The organism is Paenibacillus sp. WLX2291, assembly GCF_046603665.1.
Classification (GTDB): domain Bacteria; phylum Bacillota; class Bacilli; order Paenibacillales; family Paenibacillaceae; genus Saccharibacillus.
In genome coordinates this window covers 1087839-1108786 of record NZ_CP176755.1, presented here as the reverse complement: position 1 = coordinate 1108786, position 20948 = coordinate 1087839, and the positions used below count along the sequence as shown (strand labels likewise).

At 46.6% G+C, this 20948-nt stretch carries 18 protein-coding genes; 2 read left to right on the top strand and 16 right to left on the bottom strand.

Annotated features, from left to right (window positions below; all coding sequences use genetic code 11):
• Positions 1–26: 26 nt before the first annotated feature.
• The 14 genes from ACDE64_RS04835 to ACDE64_RS04770 all read right to left on the bottom strand — a co-directional run bounded on the left by ACDE64_RS04835 (position 27) and on the right by ACDE64_RS04770 (position 13699).
• Positions 27–491, bottom strand: coding sequence for a lasso peptide biosynthesis B2 protein (locus tag ACDE64_RS04835; RefSeq protein WP_411345355.1), 465 nt, complete (start codon positions 489–491; stop codon positions 27–29).
• A complete protein-coding gene (locus ACDE64_RS04830; RefSeq protein ID WP_411345354.1) occupies positions 466–777 on the bottom strand; it encodes a lasso peptide biosynthesis PqqD family chaperone in 312 nt (103 codons plus the stop codon). The genes ACDE64_RS04835 and ACDE64_RS04830 overlap by 26 nt, the downstream gene beginning before the upstream one ends.
• A 290-nt stretch (positions 778–1067) precedes the next feature.
• Complete coding sequence (locus tag ACDE64_RS04825; protein ID WP_411349170.1) at positions 1068–2000, bottom strand: aldolase; 933 nt, start codon at positions 1998–2000, stop codon at positions 1068–1070.
• A 286-nt stretch (positions 2001–2286) separates the two neighbouring features.
• A complete protein-coding gene (locus tag ACDE64_RS04820) occupies positions 2287–2415 on the bottom strand; it encodes a paeninodin family lasso peptide (protein WP_367054040.1) in 129 nt (42 codons plus the stop codon).
• Positions 2416–2475: 60 nt separating this feature from the next.
• On the bottom strand, positions 2476–2613 hold the full coding sequence (locus ACDE64_RS04815) for a paeninodin family lasso peptide (RefSeq protein WP_411349169.1): 138 nt from the start codon (positions 2611–2613) through the stop codon (positions 2476–2478).
• 45 nt (positions 2614–2658) lie between these two features.
• On the bottom strand, positions 2659–2793 hold the full coding sequence (locus ACDE64_RS04810; protein WP_411345351.1) for a paeninodin family lasso peptide: 135 nt from the start codon (positions 2791–2793) through the stop codon (positions 2659–2661).
• Positions 2794–2857: 64 nt separating this feature from the next.
• The gene (locus tag ACDE64_RS04805) at positions 2858–2986 is read right to left on the bottom strand and encodes a paeninodin family lasso peptide (protein WP_411345350.1); all 129 of its coding nucleotides are present in this window, start codon (positions 2984–2986) and stop codon (positions 2858–2860) included.
• 36 nt (positions 2987–3022) lie between these two features.
• Positions 3023–4972: an asparagine synthase-related protein gene (locus tag ACDE64_RS04800; RefSeq protein ID WP_411349168.1), complete on the bottom strand. Its 1950-nt coding sequence runs from the start codon at positions 4970–4972 to the stop codon at positions 3023–3025.
• Positions 4973–5111: 139 nt separating this feature from the next.
• The gene (locus ACDE64_RS04795) at positions 5112–5474 is read right to left on the bottom strand and encodes a hypothetical protein (RefSeq protein ID WP_411345348.1); all 363 of its coding nucleotides are present in this window, start codon (positions 5472–5474) and stop codon (positions 5112–5114) included.
• Positions 5475–6531: 1057 nt separating this feature from the next.
• The gene (locus tag ACDE64_RS04790) at positions 6532–7512 is read right to left on the bottom strand and encodes an aldo/keto reductase family oxidoreductase (protein ID WP_411350230.1); all 981 of its coding nucleotides are present in this window, start codon (positions 7510–7512) and stop codon (positions 6532–6534) included.
• A gap of 321 nt (positions 7513–7833) precedes the next feature.
• The gene (locus tag ACDE64_RS04785) at positions 7834–8802 is read right to left on the bottom strand and encodes a hypothetical protein (RefSeq protein ID WP_411349167.1); all 969 of its coding nucleotides are present in this window, start codon (positions 8800–8802) and stop codon (positions 7834–7836) included.
• 687 nt (positions 8803–9489) lie between these two features.
• Complete coding sequence (locus ACDE64_RS04780) at positions 9490–10998, bottom strand: copper amine oxidase N-terminal domain-containing protein (protein WP_411349166.1); 1509 nt, start codon at positions 10996–10998, stop codon at positions 9490–9492.
• A 156-nt stretch (positions 10999–11154) separates the two neighbouring features.
• The gene (locus ACDE64_RS04775) at positions 11155–12300 is read right to left on the bottom strand and encodes a S1C family serine protease (RefSeq protein WP_411349165.1); all 1146 of its coding nucleotides are present in this window, start codon (positions 12298–12300) and stop codon (positions 11155–11157) included.
• Between the two features lie 13 nt (positions 12301–12313).
• On the bottom strand, positions 12314–13699 hold the full coding sequence (locus ACDE64_RS04770) for an FxLYD domain-containing protein (RefSeq protein WP_411349164.1): 1386 nt from the start codon (positions 13697–13699) through the stop codon (positions 12314–12316).
• A 317-nt stretch (positions 13700–14016) separates the two neighbouring features.
• Here ACDE64_RS04770 and infC point away from each other — a divergent pair, with 317 nt between their 5' ends.
• On the top strand, positions 14017–14496 hold the full coding sequence (infC, locus tag ACDE64_RS04765; protein ID WP_411345343.1) for a translation initiation factor IF-3: 480 nt from the start codon (positions 14017–14019) through the stop codon (positions 14494–14496).
• 136 nt (positions 14497–14632) lie between these two features.
• Here infC and ACDE64_RS04760 read toward each other — a convergent pair whose 3' ends face one another.
• Positions 14633–18088 (bottom strand): PAS domain S-box protein, encoded by a 3456-nt coding sequence (locus ACDE64_RS04760; protein ID WP_411349163.1) that lies wholly within the window; start codon positions 18086–18088, stop codon positions 14633–14635.
• Positions 18089–18180: 92 nt separating this feature from the next.
• On the bottom strand, positions 18181–19098 hold the full coding sequence (locus ACDE64_RS04755; RefSeq protein WP_411349162.1) for a RecB family exonuclease: 918 nt from the start codon (positions 19096–19098) through the stop codon (positions 18181–18183).
• A gap of 309 nt (positions 19099–19407) precedes the next feature.
• Here ACDE64_RS04755 and ACDE64_RS04750 point away from each other — a divergent pair, with 309 nt between their 5' ends.
• Positions 19408–20433: a LacI family DNA-binding transcriptional regulator gene (locus ACDE64_RS04750; protein WP_411349161.1), complete on the top strand. Its 1026-nt coding sequence runs from the start codon at positions 19408–19410 to the stop codon at positions 20431–20433.
• Positions 20434–20948: the final 515 nt, after the last annotated feature.

Here is a 20948-nt window from a genome sequence, read left to right as displayed (position 1 = left end):
TGCCTCATGCACAGGGTCATCTCCGGTTAAGATTGAAATTGTTTGGCAAACATACCGACGACGGTATACTGATCCAGCTCCTTCGCCCCGGTCAGGTAAAAGCGTCCACTGCGCAGCCACGCATGGGCAGCAGTACGTCCGCGTTCATCCCGCCGCATTCCGAGATACAACGTACTGGGCAGACGACGACGGTTTAACATTTTCTGAGCGGCAAATGCCATAACGAGACATTCCGTTTCCCAGAACACATGCGGGCTGACCAGATGCAACGCCTTCGAGATTTGAACCGATTGGCGGTGTGCCTCACGTTGCGTTTCGTAAGTCGTCTCCTGCATATGGTCACCAAGGGAAGGCGACACTTTGGCAAAAGGCAGCATCTTCAATACGCGTCCCCATGCCAGATACCAGAACGCCTCCAGCATCAGACGTCGCATCTCGGCAGGGTATTGACGCAGCTTGCTCAGCTTAGAGATTGCGATCGTCCGCGCCATCCTGCACCTCAACTAGACCTTCATTCAGCATTTGCTGGATAAATGTTTGCACTTGCTGTGAACAAACATCGCGAGGTACATCATATTCCTGTACCAGTACATCTACAATGCCATCCACCGTTGTTGGCTGTGATGTCAAATCCCAGATCCGTCCACCGATTGCACCGAGGTTGTAGTATTTACCGGATTGCACATCCAGCATCACTTTTTCGCCATTCATATCACTGGCGATATAATTTTTGTTTTGCGTGATCTTCTGGTTGTTTAACAATTCTGTTTGGGTCATTATGAACTCCCCTTTCCGTATGGGCAAATTAGCTTACAGTGATGAACCGTTCTACCGATTCATGATACCGATGAAAAAGACAACACCCCTTCCGTATTTCTCCATGACGTTCTTATGTTATAACAACATCGCATATGATCTGAAACGTTCCGGTATACAACAAACAGGCGATAGCGATGGAAGTGCCATCGCTCTGCTGCCTGTCTGGTACACCTGTTGGATTGGAAACATTCGTTACGATGATCGCGATATTCTCGCGCTCAGGAGCATAACGAGCATAACGAGCATGCTTAGGAATTGCTGTAACGATTGGAGCGAATCAAGGACAGTACCTTTTCCACAATCTCCGGTGCTGTAAATGTCGTGGTCGAACGATGAATCTGATAAGCTTCCAGCTCGCCCGCCAGAGCAGCTACCATCGAGAAATGCTGCTGTTTCAGATCCAGCCGTGGAATAACTGCGCTACGGTACGTATGTGCCAGCAAAATATGCACACGCTCCAGACGCTCCAATTTGCGGATCGAAGCGTATGGATCTTCCGTCTTCGCCAGTTCGAATACACCAGCGAGCGGTACAGGCTCATTATGGAATTTATCCCCGACCGGGATGGCAAATTTATCATATTCATCGTGCAGCGCCGAATAACTATTGGACGACATACCAAAATGGTCCAAACTTTCTTGCCATAATTTTTGCTGCGGATAGGTCGGGTACACTAACGGAATACCATCTTTGTACGCAATCGGAATGACATCATCGCTCAGCAGTGGATAACCTGCTTTGACAAAAGTAGCTGCCAGTGTCGATTTGCCTGCTCCGGATTGACCGACAAACGCGTATGCTTTGCCTTCAATCAGCAATGCGCTACCATGCAGCGGGAATCGGTTGCGCTGCATCAGCAGTACACCCATGCACGTTCCAAGTACAAACAGCCGGATCTTATCCTCACTTACACCTGGCAACGGATCAACAACAATCTGTTCGCCTTCGGAAATGCAAAAAGTGGCGGTATCCGGCATACGGAACATAAAGCCCGCTAGCTGAATACTGAAATTGGTTTCGCGTGCGTTGACCACATGCTCCCATTTGGACAAGTCGCCAAAACGGATGGTCACGTCAATGGAATCTATTGTATCGTTAACTTGCTGCAACTCGGGCAAGGAAATTTCGCTTTGAATCCGCAGGCCAAACGCCTGATATACGGTTTGTTGGATCGTGTTCATAATCTGGTCCTCCCAGTGTAGGTCTGCGCGATGCGCCAGCATCCCGGACATCCATCGGCAATACGCGTTGTGCGCAGTTGGAATATGAAGCTACAGGTCAACGACCTGCTTGTTCGATCTGCAATTGTGCTATGATAGGTCACCTATGTGTGAAACAGCTTGTCTACTCACTCGTCTTGGGTAAAGTCAAGAAAATGGACCCTTATACGTTACAAGGTATAAGGGTCACTTTCGTCATCAGAGGCCCGAACAGGTCCATGATGATCCTGTGCAGGCAGAACACCGATCAGCTCGGGTTGTAAAGATCCGCATCATCATAAGTGACCCAGTCGATCACTTTCCAGCCTTTACCTGCCATTGTTTCATTGACATCCAGAACTTCCAGCGTCGGTGCTTGCCATTGCTCTTTTTGCATCGCATAGCCTCCCTTCTATAGTTGGGGTGAAACTGTCGAAACGATGACCCAGGACTTTAATCAGCTTGGGTTGTACAGATCCGCATCGTCATAAGTGACCCAGTCGATAGCTTTCCAGCCTTTACCGGCTGCTGTCTGGCTCATATCCAGCACTTCCATAGCTGGTGCTTGCCATTGCAATTTATCAGTATTCATCATTAATTCCTCCTTTGTGCGTGGATATGAAAGGTGCGGATGTGCCGATCAACTCGGGTTATACAGGTCCGCGTCGTCGTAAGTAACCCAGTCAATCACTCTCCAGCCTTTACCTGCTTGTGTTTCGTTTACATCCAACACTTCAAGCTGTGGAGCTTGCCATTGCATTTTTTCGTTTGTCATTGCACGTGCCTCCCATAATGTTTGGATATAAAACTGAATAGCGACTGACTACCCCTTAGTTGGATCAGCTTGGATTGTACAGGTCGGCATCATCGTAGGTAACCCAGTCGATGACTTTCCAGCCTTTGCCGGCCATCGTTTCGTTGATGTCCAGAACTTCCAGTTCCGGCGCATTCCACTCCATTTTGTTCATCCTTGTTTTTCACCTCCTTTACAGAGTATACAAACATTATGCTAAGCCGCGGATGAAGCGTCCGATAATCAGACTGCGCATCAGCAGGCGTGTAGCCGGATTGAATGCTGCCTCCGCATCAGGCGATTCTCCCACCTCATGCAGTGCGTGCATAATGTTATCCGTGTTTACCCATTCCGCTACCGCAGAATCCTGGCAAAGATCACGAATTTCACTTGTAAAAGCGCCCCATTGCGGACGCATCCGTAGTACCCAGTCCGCCGGTTGCAGCCCGCGTACCTTCTGGTTCAATCGGATCTTATCTGGCAAATTCCCAGCGGTAGCACGGCGGATCAGAGCGCGATCCATCCCATTTTGTACATATTGGTCAAATGGAAGTGACAGGCAAAATTTGATAATACGCGGATCATTCGTCGGATCGCGTTCCCAGACACCGTAGCCCATCGAGATCTTCGATGTGACCGCGCCATCCTTGTTCGCTACCGCCAAATTGGCAAATTTGCTATGCCGAACTTCCATATCGCTCATCGTATCGCTACCGATCAGATCTAGCTCTGCTTGACGCACACGCTCTACCATACCGGTTCGCTGTGCCAGCTCAGGATTGATCCATTTCAGTGCATCTGGGCGACCGAGATCAGGCGCACTGCGCGATAATCCCGGAAATGCCGTTTCACTAATCTGCTGAATGATCTTTTTGCGACGAATACCGGCGTTTCGACTGTACAATTTCAATTCCTGATACAATCGCAGCCAGCGGAATTTCTTCAGCATCACGGCATAGTATTCGATCGCAGGTCCCCAAGAGATAGTAAAGTTCCCTCTCGCCCCGGTTAGCAATACCCCTGCTCCATTCTGCTGAGCACGCTCGAAGATTCCTCGAATCCAGAACGAATTCTCAAAATACTTGTAAGGCATCTCCATCAGACCAAGCCAGTGCTCCACTTCACTCAGCGGACTGCGATCGGCAAAGTCCATATAATGATCATGCACATCGTTCACACGGCGCACATGCTTGACCGTTTCTTCAATATAGGGACGTTCATTCGCCATAATGCGCGATGACGTCCAATCTTTGAAGCCTGGAATCGGAACGAAGCTATACGTGTGAATCGGCTTGTTTTGCGCCGACAAGATCGGTGCAGCATAACTGACTACACTGCCTGAATCCAATCCACCACTCAACGTTGCAGCTACACCATGACGAGTACGCACTTTGGCACGTACAACACGGGCAAATAGCTCGCGGAATGCTTCTTCGTATTCTCCATCCGAACGTAAATGCAGCGGTGCATCCGGCAATAGATTACCATACTGGTACATACGCACATGAGATTCGTTCAATACGATAGCATGGGCAGGCGGCAATTGCTTAATCTGCTCATACACCGTTGCCTGAATATCGGTTGACTCTTCCATTGCCACTGTGGTTAGAAACTCCGCCATCCATGGTGTGGACAACGTTCTTCCAACGATACCCGTATGCAACAATGCCTCCATCGTACTTGCAAACAGAAATGCTCCTTGCTGCTCGGCATAATACAATGTTCGGTTGCCTGACCAGTCTCGTGCACCGAATAACTGCTGACGTGCGTCATCCCAGATCATAAAGGCAAAATCACCATTCAGCTTATCTGCCATCTGCTCGCCCCATTGCTCATACGCACGCAACAATACATGCAAATCAGGCATATCATGTTCATGTTGCAGTCCAAGTCGTGACATCAATTCTTCGCGGTTATCGAGAATGACATCACCGGTAATCGTCAATCTACGTAATGCATCATCATACGGGACTTGTTGTCCTTCCGACTCTGGAGTGATCCACTGGTCATGACAGCCGAGCCAGACGTGTCCATCTTGCCAGATGGCTGAGCGATCCTTCGGATATTTGCTCATGCTGTCCATCATTTGCTGCCCATACGCTGTCCATTGCTCCGGGCTTTGCTGTTTGCTACGATCCCATATTCCGGCGATTGCGCTCATCGTCTGCACTCCTTTCAGTCCTATATTTATTCATTAGTAGCATGGTGTCATCATTAGCATTGCGTCATCTTCTGTATGTATCGTGTGTATTTACAGATTTGTACACATCATTGTTCATCGTTCATACAAAGCAATGCTTTTAATGAACCTTCATATTGGCACGTCGGCAATCTTCAGCCAGCCAGTCTTTGCGACTAAGCAAAGAGAGAGATTCATTGCGCAGCTGTTCACTTTGCTTTTTCAGCACTTGCGCTTGCGTCTCATACTGCTGGGCACGTTGACCATATTGACGAGTAAACATTTGCAATTCCGCAATACTGATTGTTTCCGATTCGGAAGGTGTTACGATCGGCAGCTGATCTACCATTGTAATAGGATTGTTATACACCGAAGGGATGACTTGCTTCGGTTCTCCTTCTATATAAATGTCCTGTGCACGTTGCTGATTCAGTTCATTATCAAATTCAGTAAGTGTCTTAGCCTTTTTTTCATAATGCTTCACCACTGTACCTCCCGTTATAAAGACGGGAAGAGATCGGTTGATCATTTTTATCACCCGTATATTCAAATTTGGAAATTACGGTTTTGCGAGAATAAATTCAGTAATTAAGGCAGTTCCAGTTTGTACGCTGGCAGTAAAGCTACCCTGACGACGGATTTTCGAATAAACGACAGTTTAATCAATGAAATAACTCACGACGCAATCCCATTGTTACCTTTACCCAAATGTTATTCGTTTTGAATAACTTTGCTTCGTTTGAACATATTATATACGCAAAAAGAATAATTTACATGATAATTTTTCCATTTTATGCGATTGATTGATTTTTTTTTGAAATGCATGATTCCTTGGTATATAAGGAATCGTTGGGATTCTTATCTCATTTTTGTGATGTTATAAGTGTATAAAGTGTTTTAACCCCTGGTATAATAAGGTTTTTAACAAGTGATACGCAAATCGCCATTTTACATAGTTCAGTAAAAATTTTTGCTGTGATTTCCTTGCTACGTAAGCGATTTAAATTATTACAATTTGGTTACAAAAGCGTTCTGACTGTCATTTATTAAGATAAATATTCCAATTAAAAAACACATGTTCCTATTTAATCCATAAAATTGTAAATTATTAATCCGTTATTTTCATATTTAAAACTTGCAATAGGGCTGATTTTCTCCACTTCGATGTGAGGTTTATCCTTTATTACTTGTAATATCTCCTTATTCTCCAAAAGTTACAGATACGTTTTTACGTAAATAGCTAGGTGACTAGCAGCAGTATTGATTTCGCTTTTCTCATAATGGAGATGCTCCAGAGTCCAGCTAGGGCAACTATAGCAATGGTATGTACATACGATAGATCTGTAGATCTATTACTCTGTAACTATATCAAGGTGCGACTTTGTGACTTGATCACTTTGTAAATTTGTAAGCAAAAAGCCGCCTTCCTCCATCCACACCGGGCTGGCGAGAAAACGGCTTTTAACTTATCTAAAGATAGTGAAGATTCGTATGCTTATTTTATCTATTATACCAGTTATGACCTTATGTTCTCCACTCGACTAAGGAACCATTTGCCCGCGTGCACTTGTGTACAGTTGATACCATTCGTCCCGGCTCATCTGTTCTGCCTGATGTTCTGCATCCTGACAAGCTTTGATCCGTTCTGGATTGGTCGTGCCGACAATAGGCTGAATCATCGCTGGATGACGCATTAACCAGCCGAGTACAATCGCTTCCGGGGTTGTGTCCTTTTGATCTGCCAGCTGTTGTACAAGGGCAGCCGTTTGGCGAATATGTTCCGGTTGATCGTCCACATTGCGACCGGAGAATTTCCCCTGAGCCAGAGGTCCCCATGCTTGTAGCTGGATATGACGACTACGACAATATTCCATTAGTCCAGAGCCAAAATGAACATTGGTACCTGCCTGCTGGTTGACATGAATGTCCTGATCGACAAAATGTAGATGTCCCAGACTCATCTCCAGCTGATTCACGGCAAACGAATCCGGTATCGCCTGCTGCAAAAATTCAATCTGCGGTGCACTCATATTGGAAACGCCAAAATAGCGAACTTTCCCGGCTGCTTTCAGTACAGCCAATGCTTCCGCTACTTCATCCGGTTCTACTAACGGATCGGGACGATGCAGCAGCAATACATCCAGATAGTCAATTCCCAGACGCTCCAGACTATCATCCACCGATTGCACAATATGATCATACGAGAAGTTAAACCGTCCCGGTAATTGATCATCCGACAGCTGAATGCCGCATTTGGATTGAATAATGATCTGTTCGCGCAATTCCGGCTTGGCTTGCAAAATACGACCGAATACTTGCTCCGCCTTGCCGCGCGTATAAATATCCGCATGGTCAAACATCGTGATTCCGATCTCTAGCGCTGCTTCCACCGCCGCTTCTGCTTCTTTTACATGCTGCTCAGTAAATGGCTCGCTATCCCAGCTACCGCCAAACGGCATACAGCCTAGCGCCAGACGGCTTGCATTTACACCACGTCGAACGAGTGGCATTACTTTGTTCATCATTCGTTCCTCCCATTCTGTTGTCTCTTGCGTTGCTGTTCATACGTTACCATGTTCGCACAAATGAAGACTATATTACAATAGAACGTTCTTATTCATATCTGCGTATGTCATTTCGTAGCTTGTGTATGTTATATAGTAGAGAATGAAACAACATGAAATCAAATAGGTATAAAACAAAAAGCCTGTGCGGTCTGCGAACCGACAGGCTTGAAGTCTATATTGTGATTGATAGCAGGGTTTGCATATTGCATCTATAACGATGCGTTTGTATGAATCATTTGTTCATTCATACACTTGATATTCATCTTACATTTGGGCTTAATACAGTTCCAGCTCAGAGATGCTGACCTGTGCAGGACCACTGTTACGACTAATGATCAGTTTGTATGTTTTGTAGGCTTTGGTGTTATCAACTGCATAGGCTTTGGCAACGCCAGCTTCCCAGCGCATAGCGGAAGGCACTTCATGAACTGCTTCTTCCCACTGTTCGCCATCGTTAGAACCAACCAAAATCCACGATGTAGGTGCATTGGACTTCGTGTTTACAGTTAACGAATATCCTTTGACCACAGTTGGACGATCAAATGTATACGACAGCGAGGCATCGACATACCGCTGCGAATCGGATACCCAGCTGCTATCTCCAGCAGTCGAATGGTCAAATGCTTTCCAGGCGTTCTCAGCATTTACCGAAGCACTTGCCTTGCCAGTTGCTGGAGCAGGTGTAGGCGGTACGAGATTGTAATTATTCTCAAACTGCGTCAGTTCCAGATCATCGACAGCAACCCAATCGCCGCCATTGTTGTTCGAAATGAACAGAGCATAACCGCTATAAGCAACATCGTTATCTACTTCAAATGTTCTGCGTTCACCGGGTTTCCAGTTCTTCTCGCCGGACTGCTGATCGATCTCCAACCAGTTGTTACCGATTTTGCCTGCAAATACCCAATCTTTTGGTGCAGTATCTGTATCGTACGTAGCTGCTTGCACTGTATATTTGGTAATCGTACGTTTATCGTTAAACTGGTATGAAATGCGGGATGTATCTCCCGCCGGAGCACGCCAGTAACTATCTGCTGTAACCGTATCGTCAAAGGCACGCCATGCTTCATGACCACTTTCCTCTACACTTGCGCTCGCTGCACCATTGCTACCAGTATTGGATGTCAATGTTGGAACGACATCGCTACTATACGATAGCGCAGATGCCGTTCCACCTGAAAACCATGTTCCTACCAGCAATGTTCCAGCCAACAATAACCCATTTTGTTTATTTAACAATCCCATGATGTCTATCTCCTTTGATTTGGCTTGATTGCCGCCATGTGTGATGTCCATTCATCGCCGGATTAGGATTGCCTATGTAGCATGTCAGAAATCATGATGATTCCGCTACTGCGTTCCCCCATATGTTTTGGACGGATGAGACAATGTATTGCGTCCCCTAATTGCACTCAGCCTGTCCAGCTCATTGCGAACGTACGAATGAATACATTTACCATGACGGTTTAATAACCATTTTTTTCATAATTGACTCACTTTATTACATAAATATTATTTTGTGTAATTTATTAATTGTTTGCTGAAGTCTCATTTCTCCCTTCTGTACCGTAATGTTATACTGTCGCATCTGCTGTCTGTTCATTTCAGTGTAAAATGATAGATATAACAACGATCTATTGTATGTATGCCTAAATTTTAGCCCTTACCATCCGGGTTGAAATGATGCAAAATGCTTATTTATTATTATTTTGTTAATTGCTCCTAATATCTCTGTTTTTTGTAAAAATCCTGCAATTGATAAATAAGTAATAGGGCGTATATCAGCGTATTTCGATTTTATGCGACAACGATTGAAGTATATATATACCCTTTTTCGCAATGATGTAAAAAGAAATCGTCAAAAAAAGAGCAATTCCGTCTTTTGGAATTGCCCTTTTCGTTATTCTGATATGGTTGATTATACGAGTATGATCATTTCCGTTCGATCACGATGTCCCCATAGCTGGATGTTACTGTAGCCCCAAGGAATCCCGCAACCGCACGCACTGGTACATACGTTTTGCCTTTGACTTGAATAACGTTCGCTGGCAATGTTTTTGCCTGACCATCTACCGTTGCCTGTTTGGAATTGACCTTCAGCACTGTTACTGCACCAGTGATATCGTCGGTGAAGGACAATTGTTTGGTAGACGCATTCCATTGCATTTTGGCATCCAATGCTTCAGCAAGATCTTTGGCAGGGATATAGGAAATTTTGTTACGCACGATAATATCATCGTAGTCGGAGTAGTCTCCGATATAGACTGTTTTGCGGCTAATGTCTGCTAAGTTGAGCAATTTGAAGATTGGGGATGACGAATCAAAATTGCGCAGAATCGTTCCCGGCGTTGTATTTTCGCTAATATTCAGCGTGCCGCCGCTCACATCGACTGGCTCGGCAGTGACGCTACCGTTAATATTCCATGCATCACTTTCGGTATGAATATTAATGGAGGTGTAATCCAGCGATCCATCCGCTGGTAATGCAATCGTCACATCCAAATTCTGCTTGCGTGCATGCAGATCGCTGTCAAAGTATACATCTGCTGTTACGCGTGTCTCCGGTCCGAAGACGGTGTTGAAGCTCTCGTCTTGTTTCAGATCGGCGATGTTCTGATCATACTCTTTTAATACTTCATCCAGCGTTTCTTTCACGGAAGTGTATCCGTCTTGAACAAAGGTATCCCGATCCCCAAACATAGATGCGGCTGAAGATTCGCTGTCTGCACTGCTTTGAGCAATAATAGGCGCATAATAATCATAGAATGCACCAATCAGATCCTTGATTCCTTGCTCATCCGCCGTCATGCTGGTCAGGAATGGCTTCACCAGTTCCAATACTTCTTTGCCATCTAGTTCTGTATGCAGACGAGTCAGATCCAGTGTTTCTCCGTATACGTCTGTACTCACGGAATCGACCGCAATATTGGATGGGTTCGGCAGATGTTTGAACAGGAACGAAGCCACAACTTTTGTAAATTCACGTTGTTGTTCCTGCACTGCCGCAAAGTTAAAGCCTACACCACTCAGCCCTGTAGCCTGCTCGTAGAGTGAATAAGATATGTATATGGGCTGCTTGGCTCCTTCCAGATCAATCGTAACTCCATCATTATTCATATACAGATGGAACGGAAGACGTTGTCCAACATATTCGACTGCTCCGGTTAGAGACATTTCGCTTGGACTTTCCATTTTGGCATGATCGATAATCAGCTTGCTGTTGTTCAGTACCTCCGCAATCATCACATTTTGTGCACTGGCGGAAGATGCAGGTGTCAGATGCACCGACAAGGTTTGATTGGATTCAATCGACTGTACATCCAAGTTGCTGACCATCGCTTTTTGGATATCCAGACTACCTACGGATTGACAACCAGACAGCACAATAAGCAGCAATACGAGCGGAAGGACTGTCCACAAGGTCGTTCTTTTTTTTCGCATAATGTTCCCCTTTCTATAGTTGACTTCGCTTTCATTATCCCAGTTTACACAGGTTTTGTAAAACGAATGGGACAGCAATATCTATTGTAATTTATCGTCATGCAGGCGATTGGATACTTTGCAATATAACCGCTTGGATTCCGGCGAAAGGGCAGATCAGTTCTGCACCTTTTCGCCTTTGCCGCTGATGATTTTCAATATATCATTCTCGTAGCCGACTACATACGTCAGCTTGTACATACTGGTCACATTGGTATTGTCCTTGCGCTCGTCGGCGGTAATCTGTACGGTGACGCTCACCTGATCACCGGAAGTGGTGGACGTGATAGAATCGATGCTCACATAACCAGTATTCATATAGCCTTGCCGAAATTCTGCATAATCGGTATGCCCTTGCCAGTTACTGCCGAGCAGCGAATAGGCAGTCACATAATCCTGCATATTCAGATTCTCATAAAAGTAACTGACGATATATTCTCCATACTCTTCCTCAGACATCTCTTCTGATGGTTCAATGTCTTCGTCAGCAGACTCTATTGCTTCCGGCAATTCGCTCATCGGCTTGGCAGACCATTGCTGCACCGTATCTTGAATCTCAGATACCGGGATGCTGAATCCAATCGTATTCGATTCACTCGCCATCGCAGAATTGATGCCTAGCACTTCGCCAGTATCCGCCTGAACAAGCGGTCCGCCGCTATTGCCCGGCGCGATCGGCGCGGATATTTGGTACAGATTGCGGTATACGTAGGGATCGATTGTAAAGTCACGTCCTACGCCGCTAATGATGCCAGTTGTGATCGTATTTTGCAGACCGAGCGGGCTGCCGAGTGCCAGCACCTCGTCGCCGACCTCCGCCGTTTTTTGTGACGATAGCTGCAATGGCTCTGTTCCCGCCAGCTCCGGTACACGCACCAATGCGATATCAGTCTTCGTACCAATGCCAATCACCGTACCAGTCAGGATGCGCGCATCTGCCGTTTTTACCTTGACCTGCTTCACGCCGGACACGACATGAGCATTGGTAATGACATCGCCTTGCTTGTTATACAGGAAGCCTGAACCGAGCGAACCTGCTTCCGTTTCCAGCATAACGACTTTTTTTTGCGTGGTGAAAATGACATCTTTGAGCTTCTGACTTCCACTTGCTGTTGCTGAGGCTTTGCTCGCTGTAGCGTCGGCAAGCAGCACCTTGGAAGACAACTGCTGTGGTACAGCACGATTGATATACAGAATCGAGCCGATGCTCGCAGCAACGATTAACACGCTGACAATACTGCTAATGATCCATGATTTGCTCATCTGCTCCGCCCCCTCAATCTAGATACCAGGTAATATGATCTACCTGAATCGTCACTTGCTCGTACCAGCCATATTCGTAAGAGCTATAATATCCACTCTCACCTGGCTGTAAATAATACGGCTCAACGACAGCTGATGAAGAGAACAGATAGTTACCATTGGCATCATAAGCGGAATATTCCACATCGACCGAATAGATCGAACGTGTAGCAACATTCTCTACACTGCCGGAAATCTCGATATCTCCATATTCGTTCAACACAGCGCTGACATCAGACGGCTCTACAGCGGCAGTACGATTATTGAGGTCTTCTTGTTCTGCCTGCTGCACAGCGCGTTCAATCCGCTGCTGCTCTGCCTGCTCAAATGCTTGTTGCTGGGATGCAATACGCTTCTGTAACGATGTTAGCTTGTCGTTGTTTTCGTCGTATTGCAGTCCCAGCTTAACGGTATCGGTAGCTGCGGTAAAGTCGTTTTTTTGTAGCAGATTTTCAGCGTTTTTCAGACTCAGATTGACGATTTTATCTACGATGAGCGTCTTCACTTCATCGGCTTCGCTGCTGTCGAGGCGCTCCACTTCATCCAGCTTGTACGCTAGTGCTTCTACCGTATCAAGCCCATCCACCTCCTGCTTGACCTTGAGCACTGCCAGCAGATCCTGATTGCGAGCAGCCAGCTTTTTCTCGCGGGCAAAAATGGATTCTTGACGCTTATCCAGCGTCTGCTGCAAGGTAGTCAGCGACTTTTCCGCAGGAGCGAGCTGATTTTGCTTTAAGCGAGAGGATACGGCTTGCAGCTTGTCGTGAATACGATGTGCAGTCTGCACGATGGTCAGATCGGATGATAACGCCTTGTGCGCAGGGCGCAGATTCAGTGCGGATTGCAACTGCTGCTCCGAATCGTCATACTTGCCCTGCAAAGCAAGCTGCTGCGCCTGCTGGTGAAATGCTGACACTTGGCGGTTCACCTGCTGTTCATGTTCGTACCGCGCGTTCACGCATATGATGGCGACAATTAGTACAATGATCGGTACGATCCACGGCAATGCTTTTCGCAATCGAAGAAATCGTGGTTGGCGATCATTACGACTTAGACTGTCCGACAATTCGGACGTACGATCTGGTCGATGCCCAGCGTCATACAATGGCACAAGAGTAGCTGTATGCTCGCTATCTTCCTGCTCTGCTCTTGAAGGGTAGAGATCGTTGCGTGCTTCCGGTGACAATGGCGATTCATCGGCTGCTGATGAAGGTGAGTCTACTGCTTCCGCGTTAGGCGAATCCACGAATGGATCAACTGACGGTGTACTTCCGGTATCCGGCTGCATCCGAGCACCACATTGATTGCAAAACACTGCGTCATCCGGTTGTTTGGAACCACATTGATTGCAGTACATCATAACCCCCTGTTGCATACAGGCTTGTCTTTTGACCGCATCGTTGATAGCGATGCTTCGATACTGTACGCCTGATGCTGTCTTGGAATGTAATCTTTATTTTGATTAAAATATATCATATTTCATTGAATTTCAGGTTATTATTTCCTGTTATGGACGCAGGAATGATTTGTATTTGCAAAGGATTGTCTTTAAGATGGAATAGGTTGCATTGCAGTACTATGTGCATGCTTATCATCGCCAACTATAGAACGAGAAGCAAACTATTTTATTAAATCCCGCATTGCCCCTGTCAACAATGCGGTGTGGAGGATATTTATATGATCAAAAATGAGAAAATCAAAGCATCCGAGGTACATGTAACCGGCATAAACGGTGAAGATCTGGGCGTTATGCCAACAGTGGAAGCTTTGCAATTGGCACGCAAATCGAAAGTCGATCTCGTCTGCACATCGTTATTCAGCAGCCCGCCACCATGTCAGCTGATCGGTGCTGGCGCTGCCAAACAACAAAAGCAACAAGAAGCACGCAAAGATCGCCCTGTCAAAGTGAAAGAAATCCGGCTGACCGCTCAGATTGAAGATCACGATCTCGATACGAAAAAGAATCAGGCGGAGCGTCTGCTGCAATCCGGCAATGCTGTGCAACTGGTCGTGAAGACTAAGAACAGCAAGGAATCGGCAACAGCACGCAAACTGCTGGAAGAACTGATCAGCGAATTGAAGCCTTATGGCAAACCAGCTACTGGTATTCAGGTGAGTGGCAAGCAAGCGATGGTACAGCTCGATTCTAGCAAGTAGTCAGCCAGTAGCGTATCATCGCGATTCCTTTCGTTTCATCTGCAACATAAATAGCCTTATCCTGCCCATTCATGATGTGAATGGAAAAGGATAAGGCTGTTTGTATAAACATGCCCGTATTGATCTGACTGGCTCTCTATTGCTGTTCGGCATGACGGCTTGCTACCAATCGACTGCATTCCTCCAGCACACGACGCAATTCCGCATTCATAATCGGTTTGCTGACAAAATCGTGCATGCCCGCTTCCAGACAACGCTGCCGATCTTCCAGCCGTGCAAAAGCGGTAATTCCGACGATGCGAGGCTCGGCATCCAGCGTCTGTGCATAGTGCTGCAAAATACGCTGCGTTGCTTCGATTCCGTTCATTTCCGGCATCTGCACATCCATCAGAATCAGATCATACGGCTGCTCGGTCGCAAGTCGCACCGCTTCCAGTCCATTCACCACCATATCAGCAGTGCAGCCAAGTCGTTGCAGCATGGACGTGAGCACACGCTGGTTGGATGGATGATCTTCGGCAATCAGAATGCGCAATTCGGAAAAGGAATCTTCTGCTACCAGTATAGACGATTCCTGCTCCGCCAAACGATTGACGATATCCGGCAAATCAGGAATGACAGGTTGGAGTGTTTCCAGCTTCAATACGAAGCGGAAGGTAGAGCCTTGATTCTCCTGACTGATCACATCAATCGTACCGCCCATTAGCTCTACTAGCTTGCGGCAAATGGATAAACCAAGCCCGGTGCCTCCATACTTGCGGTTCCAGACTGGATGCAGCTGCGAGAACGGTTGGAACAGCAGATGCTGCTGCTCTGTCGCGATGCCGATGCCCGTATCGCTCACAGCAAATTCCAACCAGATATCTTTCTGACACGACGTTTGCCCTTCTTCTCGGCTTAGTGGACGAACACTAACCATAATCTGCCCCTGCTCGGTAAACTTAACCGCATTGCCGACCAGATTTACCAGAATCTGACGAATCCGCCCCTCGTCGCCAAGCAGCAATTCCGGTAGATCGGGATCGATATTGAGCGTTAATACATTTTGCTTTTCGGTTGCCCGTAGCAGGAATAGCTCAGCAACATGATCCAGCATCACTGCCATCTGGAATGGCTCTGCTTCCAGTGTTAACATGCCAGCTTCCACTTTGCTAAAATCAAGAATTTCGTTGAGCAGCTGCAATAATGTCTCACTGCTATTGATTACAATATCCAGATAACTATGTTGCTGCTCATCCAGCTCAGTATCCGCCAACAGCCCGGTCATACCGATAATGCCGTTCATCGGCGTACGTAATTCATGACTCATTACCGATAAGAATTCCGACTTGGCACGGTCGGCACGCTCTGCCGATTCTTTGGCACGCAAAATTTCCTTCTGATCGGTAATATCGCGGAAGACGATAACCGCTCCACGCTGCTCGCCCTGCTCATATACCGGGTTTACCCGATAGGCAGCGAGGAAGCTAGAACCGTCGCTTTTCCAAAATACCGTCTCCTGCTCCAGATGCGGTTTGCTTTGACGAATCGCCTGAATGATCGGGGATTGCTCGTTCAGCACGTCGAAATTATAATAGCCTTTATGCCATTCTGGCTGACCTGCTTGATCCTGCTCATCCAGCTGGTACATATTCAGTCCTAACATCTCGGCACCCGTACGATTGATGAAGATACCTTTGCCATCAGCATCCACGCTGAAGATACCTTCAGACACGGAATCCAGAATAAGTGCACGCTCGTTACCAAGCTTCTCGATCATATGAATATATCGTTTCAATTCGGTCGTCTCTGTCACGATGCCGTACAGACCGATTACTTTTGTTTCGGACATAATCGGCACATTCACTACATCCGCCGAGAAGAGGGAACCGTCCTTGCGCAGAATGCTCACTTCGTACATCTGCGGTACGCCTTGACGAGCTAGATCGGCATGGTAGCGAATTTTACGAGTATCCGATTTGCTGAAAAAGGAAAAGACGCGCATACCGATCAGTTCATGACGCGAATAGCCGGTCAATTCTTCCAGACTGCTATTCACCGACAGGAAATGACCATCCAGATCAACGGCACATACGCCGGACGGATTATTTTCAAACAGAGAGCGGTAGCGGTGTTCACTGTCACGCAGTACCATCTCCAAATATTTGCGCTCGGTAATATCACGAGAAACGGCGGTGTAGGTGTACCGCTTCTCCTGCTCGTTGTACATGTACCGACTTAACGTTTCAAACCAGACGTAATTGCCATTTTTATGACGATAACGAAAGACAAGTGTATCGCTGTGATGGCTGTCTAGCGTACGAATATGCTCCACATAAGCACGCAGCTTGTTAATATCGTCAGGATGCACATGATCAAAGCAAGCTTCGCCCACCATCTCTTCCGGCTGGTAACCAAGCAAGGTCAAGCTGGCAGGCGAAGCGTACAGAAACGTACATGCTTCATCGTCCAGATGACGCGAGATCAGGTCAAGCGAATGGTCGGTAATCATACGATAATTGTGCTCGCTAATGCGCAATTGTTCACTCATCATGTATTGTTCGGTCACATCCTGCGCGATACCGATGATTTGCAGGGGCTTGCCGGTTTGCTTGTCAGTAATGACTTCCCAGCGCGTTTGTACTGTCTTTTGTACATCATCTGGCAATACGATGCGATACGTGTTCGCTCCACTTTCGCCCAGCGCCAGCGCTCGATTCAAGCATTCGCTCACATACTCCAGATCGTCAGGATGGATAGTAGACAGATACGCATCTGCTGTATATTCTACCGGCTTCATCACATGACCGAAGATACGCAGTACGTCTTCGGAGAAGTGGATTTTGCCTGCTGTCATATCCCAGTCCCATGCTCCGATTCGTGCCATGCGGTGTGCGCGCGAGACGATATCCTCCTGCGTTTTGCGCAATGTTACGTCCTGTAAAATACACAAAATACGCGATTGCTTTCCTTTCTCCTCATCCAGCCGCTGGACAAACCCTTCCAGCCAGACGTCATGCCCGTCCTTATGCCGAATGCGGCGAATGAATGTCCGTTCCACTTGCTGCAAACGCTCCTGTTCAGGTGCCTGTTCATCCAGATGACAGTACAACGTATAGCTCGTACCGACGACTTCTTCCGGTTCATAGCCGAGTACATTACGAATGGACGACGAAGCATACAGCACTTCACCATCCGGTGAGCTGACGGCTACAATACCAGCACCATGTTGCGTGACCAGCGAGTATAGATTTTGCGAAATCGGTTCTGGCTGTTCGGTGATTTCCTCCGCATATAGAATCATATATTGCAGCGGTACATCCGACTGCTCTGGATAAAAGGAAGCATGCAGCGACAGCCAGATCGGTTGCCGATCCCCACGAAGCATGCGCCGCTCCACGACTTCTTCTTGGCGGTTATTCAGCCAGATCGGAGCAAGTTGCTGCTCATTCAGCCGGGTACGCAGTCGTCCCTCCTCTTCATCCAGCAATGCGCATAATGCTGGATTCACATACAAGCAGTCGCCTTGCGGTGAAAAGACGGCGATTCCAGTTGGGATATGCCGGTATATATGCATTAACAGGGACATGTCTGGTGCACAACCTGTATCCACTAGTCCAACCTCCTTATTCCTTTACGGCTGATTTGATATCAATAGATTCGTTTGCACGCTGGCAATGGATTTCTTTTCCAGTACAATCGCGCTCAGACTACACTGGCGCTGCACATCTCACGGAAATTACAATCCCTACATTTGCGTGCCGAAGGCATTGGGGTAAAAAACGTTTCCGGCTTGGGGCGATTGTAATAATCGTCGTCCAGACAGGACTTCATTTCTTGAATATAGCTGCCAATATTACGCTCCACCCGGTCAATATCCTCGCGGGTGACGCTATATTCCTGATGATCACCAGTGACCAGATATTCCACTCGAATGACGATCTGATCCAGCGGCAAATTGTATTTCTCCTGCACATAAGAAGCGTACAGATACAGCTGATCGGAAAAGTCATCTTCGCGTCCGGTTTTCCAATCCACAATGACCACGTTGTGATCTGGTCGACGGTATAGTAAGTCCATTTTGACATAGACTTTGGTATCAAACAGAATCAGATGATCCCATTTCTCAATTTCCAGTATATTCATGCCCGGTTGGCTCACTTCCTGCCAAGTACGAGTAGCATATAAATGACGCACACATTCCTGCTGTCGCTCGCGAATCGTGGAGATGCGACTAGATAACGTATCATCGCCGTAATACACTTCGGACAGCATCATATGCTGTTTCGGATTGCGCAGCCATGCGTCGCGATCCTTGGATTGCACATACGCATCGTTAAGCAGCTGCCGCATCGTTTGCGACAAAAATTCAGGACGCGGTGCCTGCTTGCCATCATTCAGCTGGCGGAGTGCCGATTCACACATCCGATGCGCCAGATCACCGAACAGCAGGTAAAAGTTACGCAGCTGCTTCAACCGATACGCATGTACCTGCTCCGGTGAACCAAGTCGATCATTCCAACCGTTATGAGCGGCGTAATAGTGAAAATAATACTTACGCAAACATTCATCAAACATATTAGCCCTGGATTGTGAGTAGGACCATTGTGGGTATTGTGCCATTCCAGACAGCCTTTCTGTATAAAATTCAACATATACCGTGCTTAGCATTTTGAAACGCTCGGTATCGTGAAAAGAAGTTACTTATAGTTGTAAAATATCTTACGGCTTTTAAATTATACCAGACCACGCGGCAGAACTCCCTATGCATTCTGCAATTTTCCCTGATGCTGCATACAATGCTAAATTTTGCAGATTATGGGGTTTGTGGATTGACGAAAAGGAATGCAATCGTCAAAATATGATACTAAGACCCAATCGCATACATTATGCACCCTATTTCCATTTGTTCCATGAAGGGAGCTGAACCATTTGACCGTGAAAATCAAAGACGTCGCCCAGCGCGCAGGCGTATCCGTAACCAGTGTCTCCCGGGTGCTGAACGGAGAAAAGTATGTCAGTGAAGACATTCTGCAACGTGTGAATGAGGCAATCGAGGAGCTAAAATACTCCCCTAGCCACATCGCTCGCAGCCTCAAAAAGCAAAAAACGAACACGATTGGCGTGATCGTACCGGATCTGACTTCCAACTTCTACTCCACCATTCTGAGCAGCATTGAGGAGACGGCAAGCAAATACGGCTATAACCTGATCGTCTGCAATATCGCCGAGAATCTGGGCAAGGAATTGAAGTACTTGCATATTTTTCAGGAGATGCGTGTGGAAGGCATTATTATTATGCACGAGAAAACGAATGATGAGATCGTTCAGTTTATCCGCAATGCGACGATGCCTGTGCTATTTTCCAGTGTGCAATCGCCTGATCCGGCATTTGTCTCCGTATTGATCGACGACTATAAGGCTGCCTTCGATGCAACCGAATATCTGATTCAGTCCGGGCATACAGACATCTCGTATCTCGGCGGCGATCTGGAAGATGTAACGTCCGGGCAAAATCGCTACAACGGATTCCGCGATGCACTGAACAAACACGGTATTCATGTTCCTGATGAATATATTAAATTTGGCGATTACAAGCTGCCGAGCGGACATGCGCTGATGGATGAGCTGCTACGTCTGAGCAAGCGACCGACCGTAGTGTTTGCCGCCAGTGACGATATGGCAGTTGGTGCACTGAACTGCGCACTGGATCGCGGGTTGCGTGTGCCACAGGACATCTCAATTATGGGCTTTGACGGCAGCAATATTACCGATATTGTGCGTCCATCTATCACTTCAATGCAACAGCCAATCTATGAGATGGGTCAGGTATCACTGGAAAATCTGCACCGACTCATTATTCATGCCAAAAACAAACCCCGCGCCGACATCATGCTACAACATCAATTGGTCGTGCGTGAAAGCTGCAAAATCATCCCGTCCTCTGCTTCCGTGTAAAAGAAGGGTTCGTGCCATGGGCATGCCCCTTTTTGCCGCAGGGCTATGCAAGATAAATGTTTACGCTTACAAAAAAATATGGTATCGTTACCAGACAGAGAACAAATTTAAAATTTTACTTGTCAATTTGAAATCATGCGTAATATAATGTCTCATATCAACAGAATTTGTCGAATCTAAATCTTATGTTTAGGGTCATTTATGTAAGACAAGTTTACATTAATACCTTTAAAACCTACCTCACTCTCTACGCACTCGTTATAATCATCATTTCATGTCAGATTATGCTCTTATCGCTCTCATTCATTACGTATTCTGGTTATACCCGTATGAATGTTCTTTCCTCCACGACCCCATCATCCATTGCGCATGATCATTCACCCGGTTTATATCGTATACACATCCTTCATCCACTTTTTAGGTTTACAGCTTTTGTACGTATCTGGTATCGATTTCAGATGGTTAGTCATTTACAAATAACTCGACTTTCTGGAATCGATACCAGAACATCATTA

Coding starts and splice junctions, on each gene's coding strand:
- infC (WP_411345343.1), top strand. CDS start 14,017: ATGATCAAAAATGAGAAAATCAAAGCATCCGAGGTACATGTAACCGGC.
- ACDE64_RS04790 (WP_411350230.1), bottom strand. CDS start 7,512: ATGAACAAAGTAATGCCACTCGTTCGACGTGGTGTAAATGCAAGCCGT.
- ACDE64_RS04800 (WP_411349168.1), bottom strand. CDS start 4,972: ATGAGCGCAATCGCCGGAATATGGGATCGTAGCAAACAGCAAAGCCCG.
- ACDE64_RS04835 (WP_411345355.1), bottom strand. CDS start 491: ATGGCGCGGACGATCGCAATCTCTAAGCTGAGCAAGCTGCGTCAATAC.
- ACDE64_RS04810 (WP_411345351.1), bottom strand. CDS start 2,793: ATGACAAACGAAAAAATGCAATGGCAAGCTCCACAGCTTGAAGTGTTG.
- ACDE64_RS04805 (WP_411345350.1), bottom strand. CDS start 2,986: ATGAACAAAATGGAGTGGAATGCGCCGGAACTGGAAGTTCTGGACATC.
- ACDE64_RS04755 (WP_411349162.1), bottom strand. CDS start 19,098: ATGGCACAATACCCACAATGGTCCTACTCACAATCCAGGGCTAATATG.
- ACDE64_RS04785 (WP_411349167.1), bottom strand. CDS start 8,802: ATGGGATTGTTAAATAAACAAAATGGGTTATTGTTGGCTGGAACATTG.
- ACDE64_RS04820 (WP_367054040.1), bottom strand. CDS start 2,415: ATGCAAAAAGAGCAATGGCAAGCACCGACGCTGGAAGTTCTGGATGTC.
- ACDE64_RS04780 (WP_411349166.1), bottom strand. CDS start 10,998: ATGCGAAAAAAAAGAACGACCTTGTGGACAGTCCTTCCGCTCGTATTG.
- ACDE64_RS04815 (WP_411349169.1), bottom strand. CDS start 2,613: ATGATGAATACTGATAAATTGCAATGGCAAGCACCAGCTATGGAAGTG.
- ACDE64_RS04770 (WP_411349164.1), bottom strand. CDS start 13,699: ATGATGTACTGCAATCAATGTGGTTCCAAACAACCGGATGACGCAGTG.
- ACDE64_RS04825 (WP_411349170.1), bottom strand. CDS start 2,000: ATGAACACGATCCAACAAACCGTATATCAGGCGTTTGGCCTGCGGATT.
- ACDE64_RS04775 (WP_411349165.1), bottom strand. CDS start 12,300: ATGAGCAAATCATGGATCATTAGCAGTATTGTCAGCGTGTTAATCGTT.
- ACDE64_RS04830 (WP_411345354.1), bottom strand. CDS start 777: ATGACCCAAACAGAATTGTTAAACAACCAGAAGATCACGCAAAACAAA.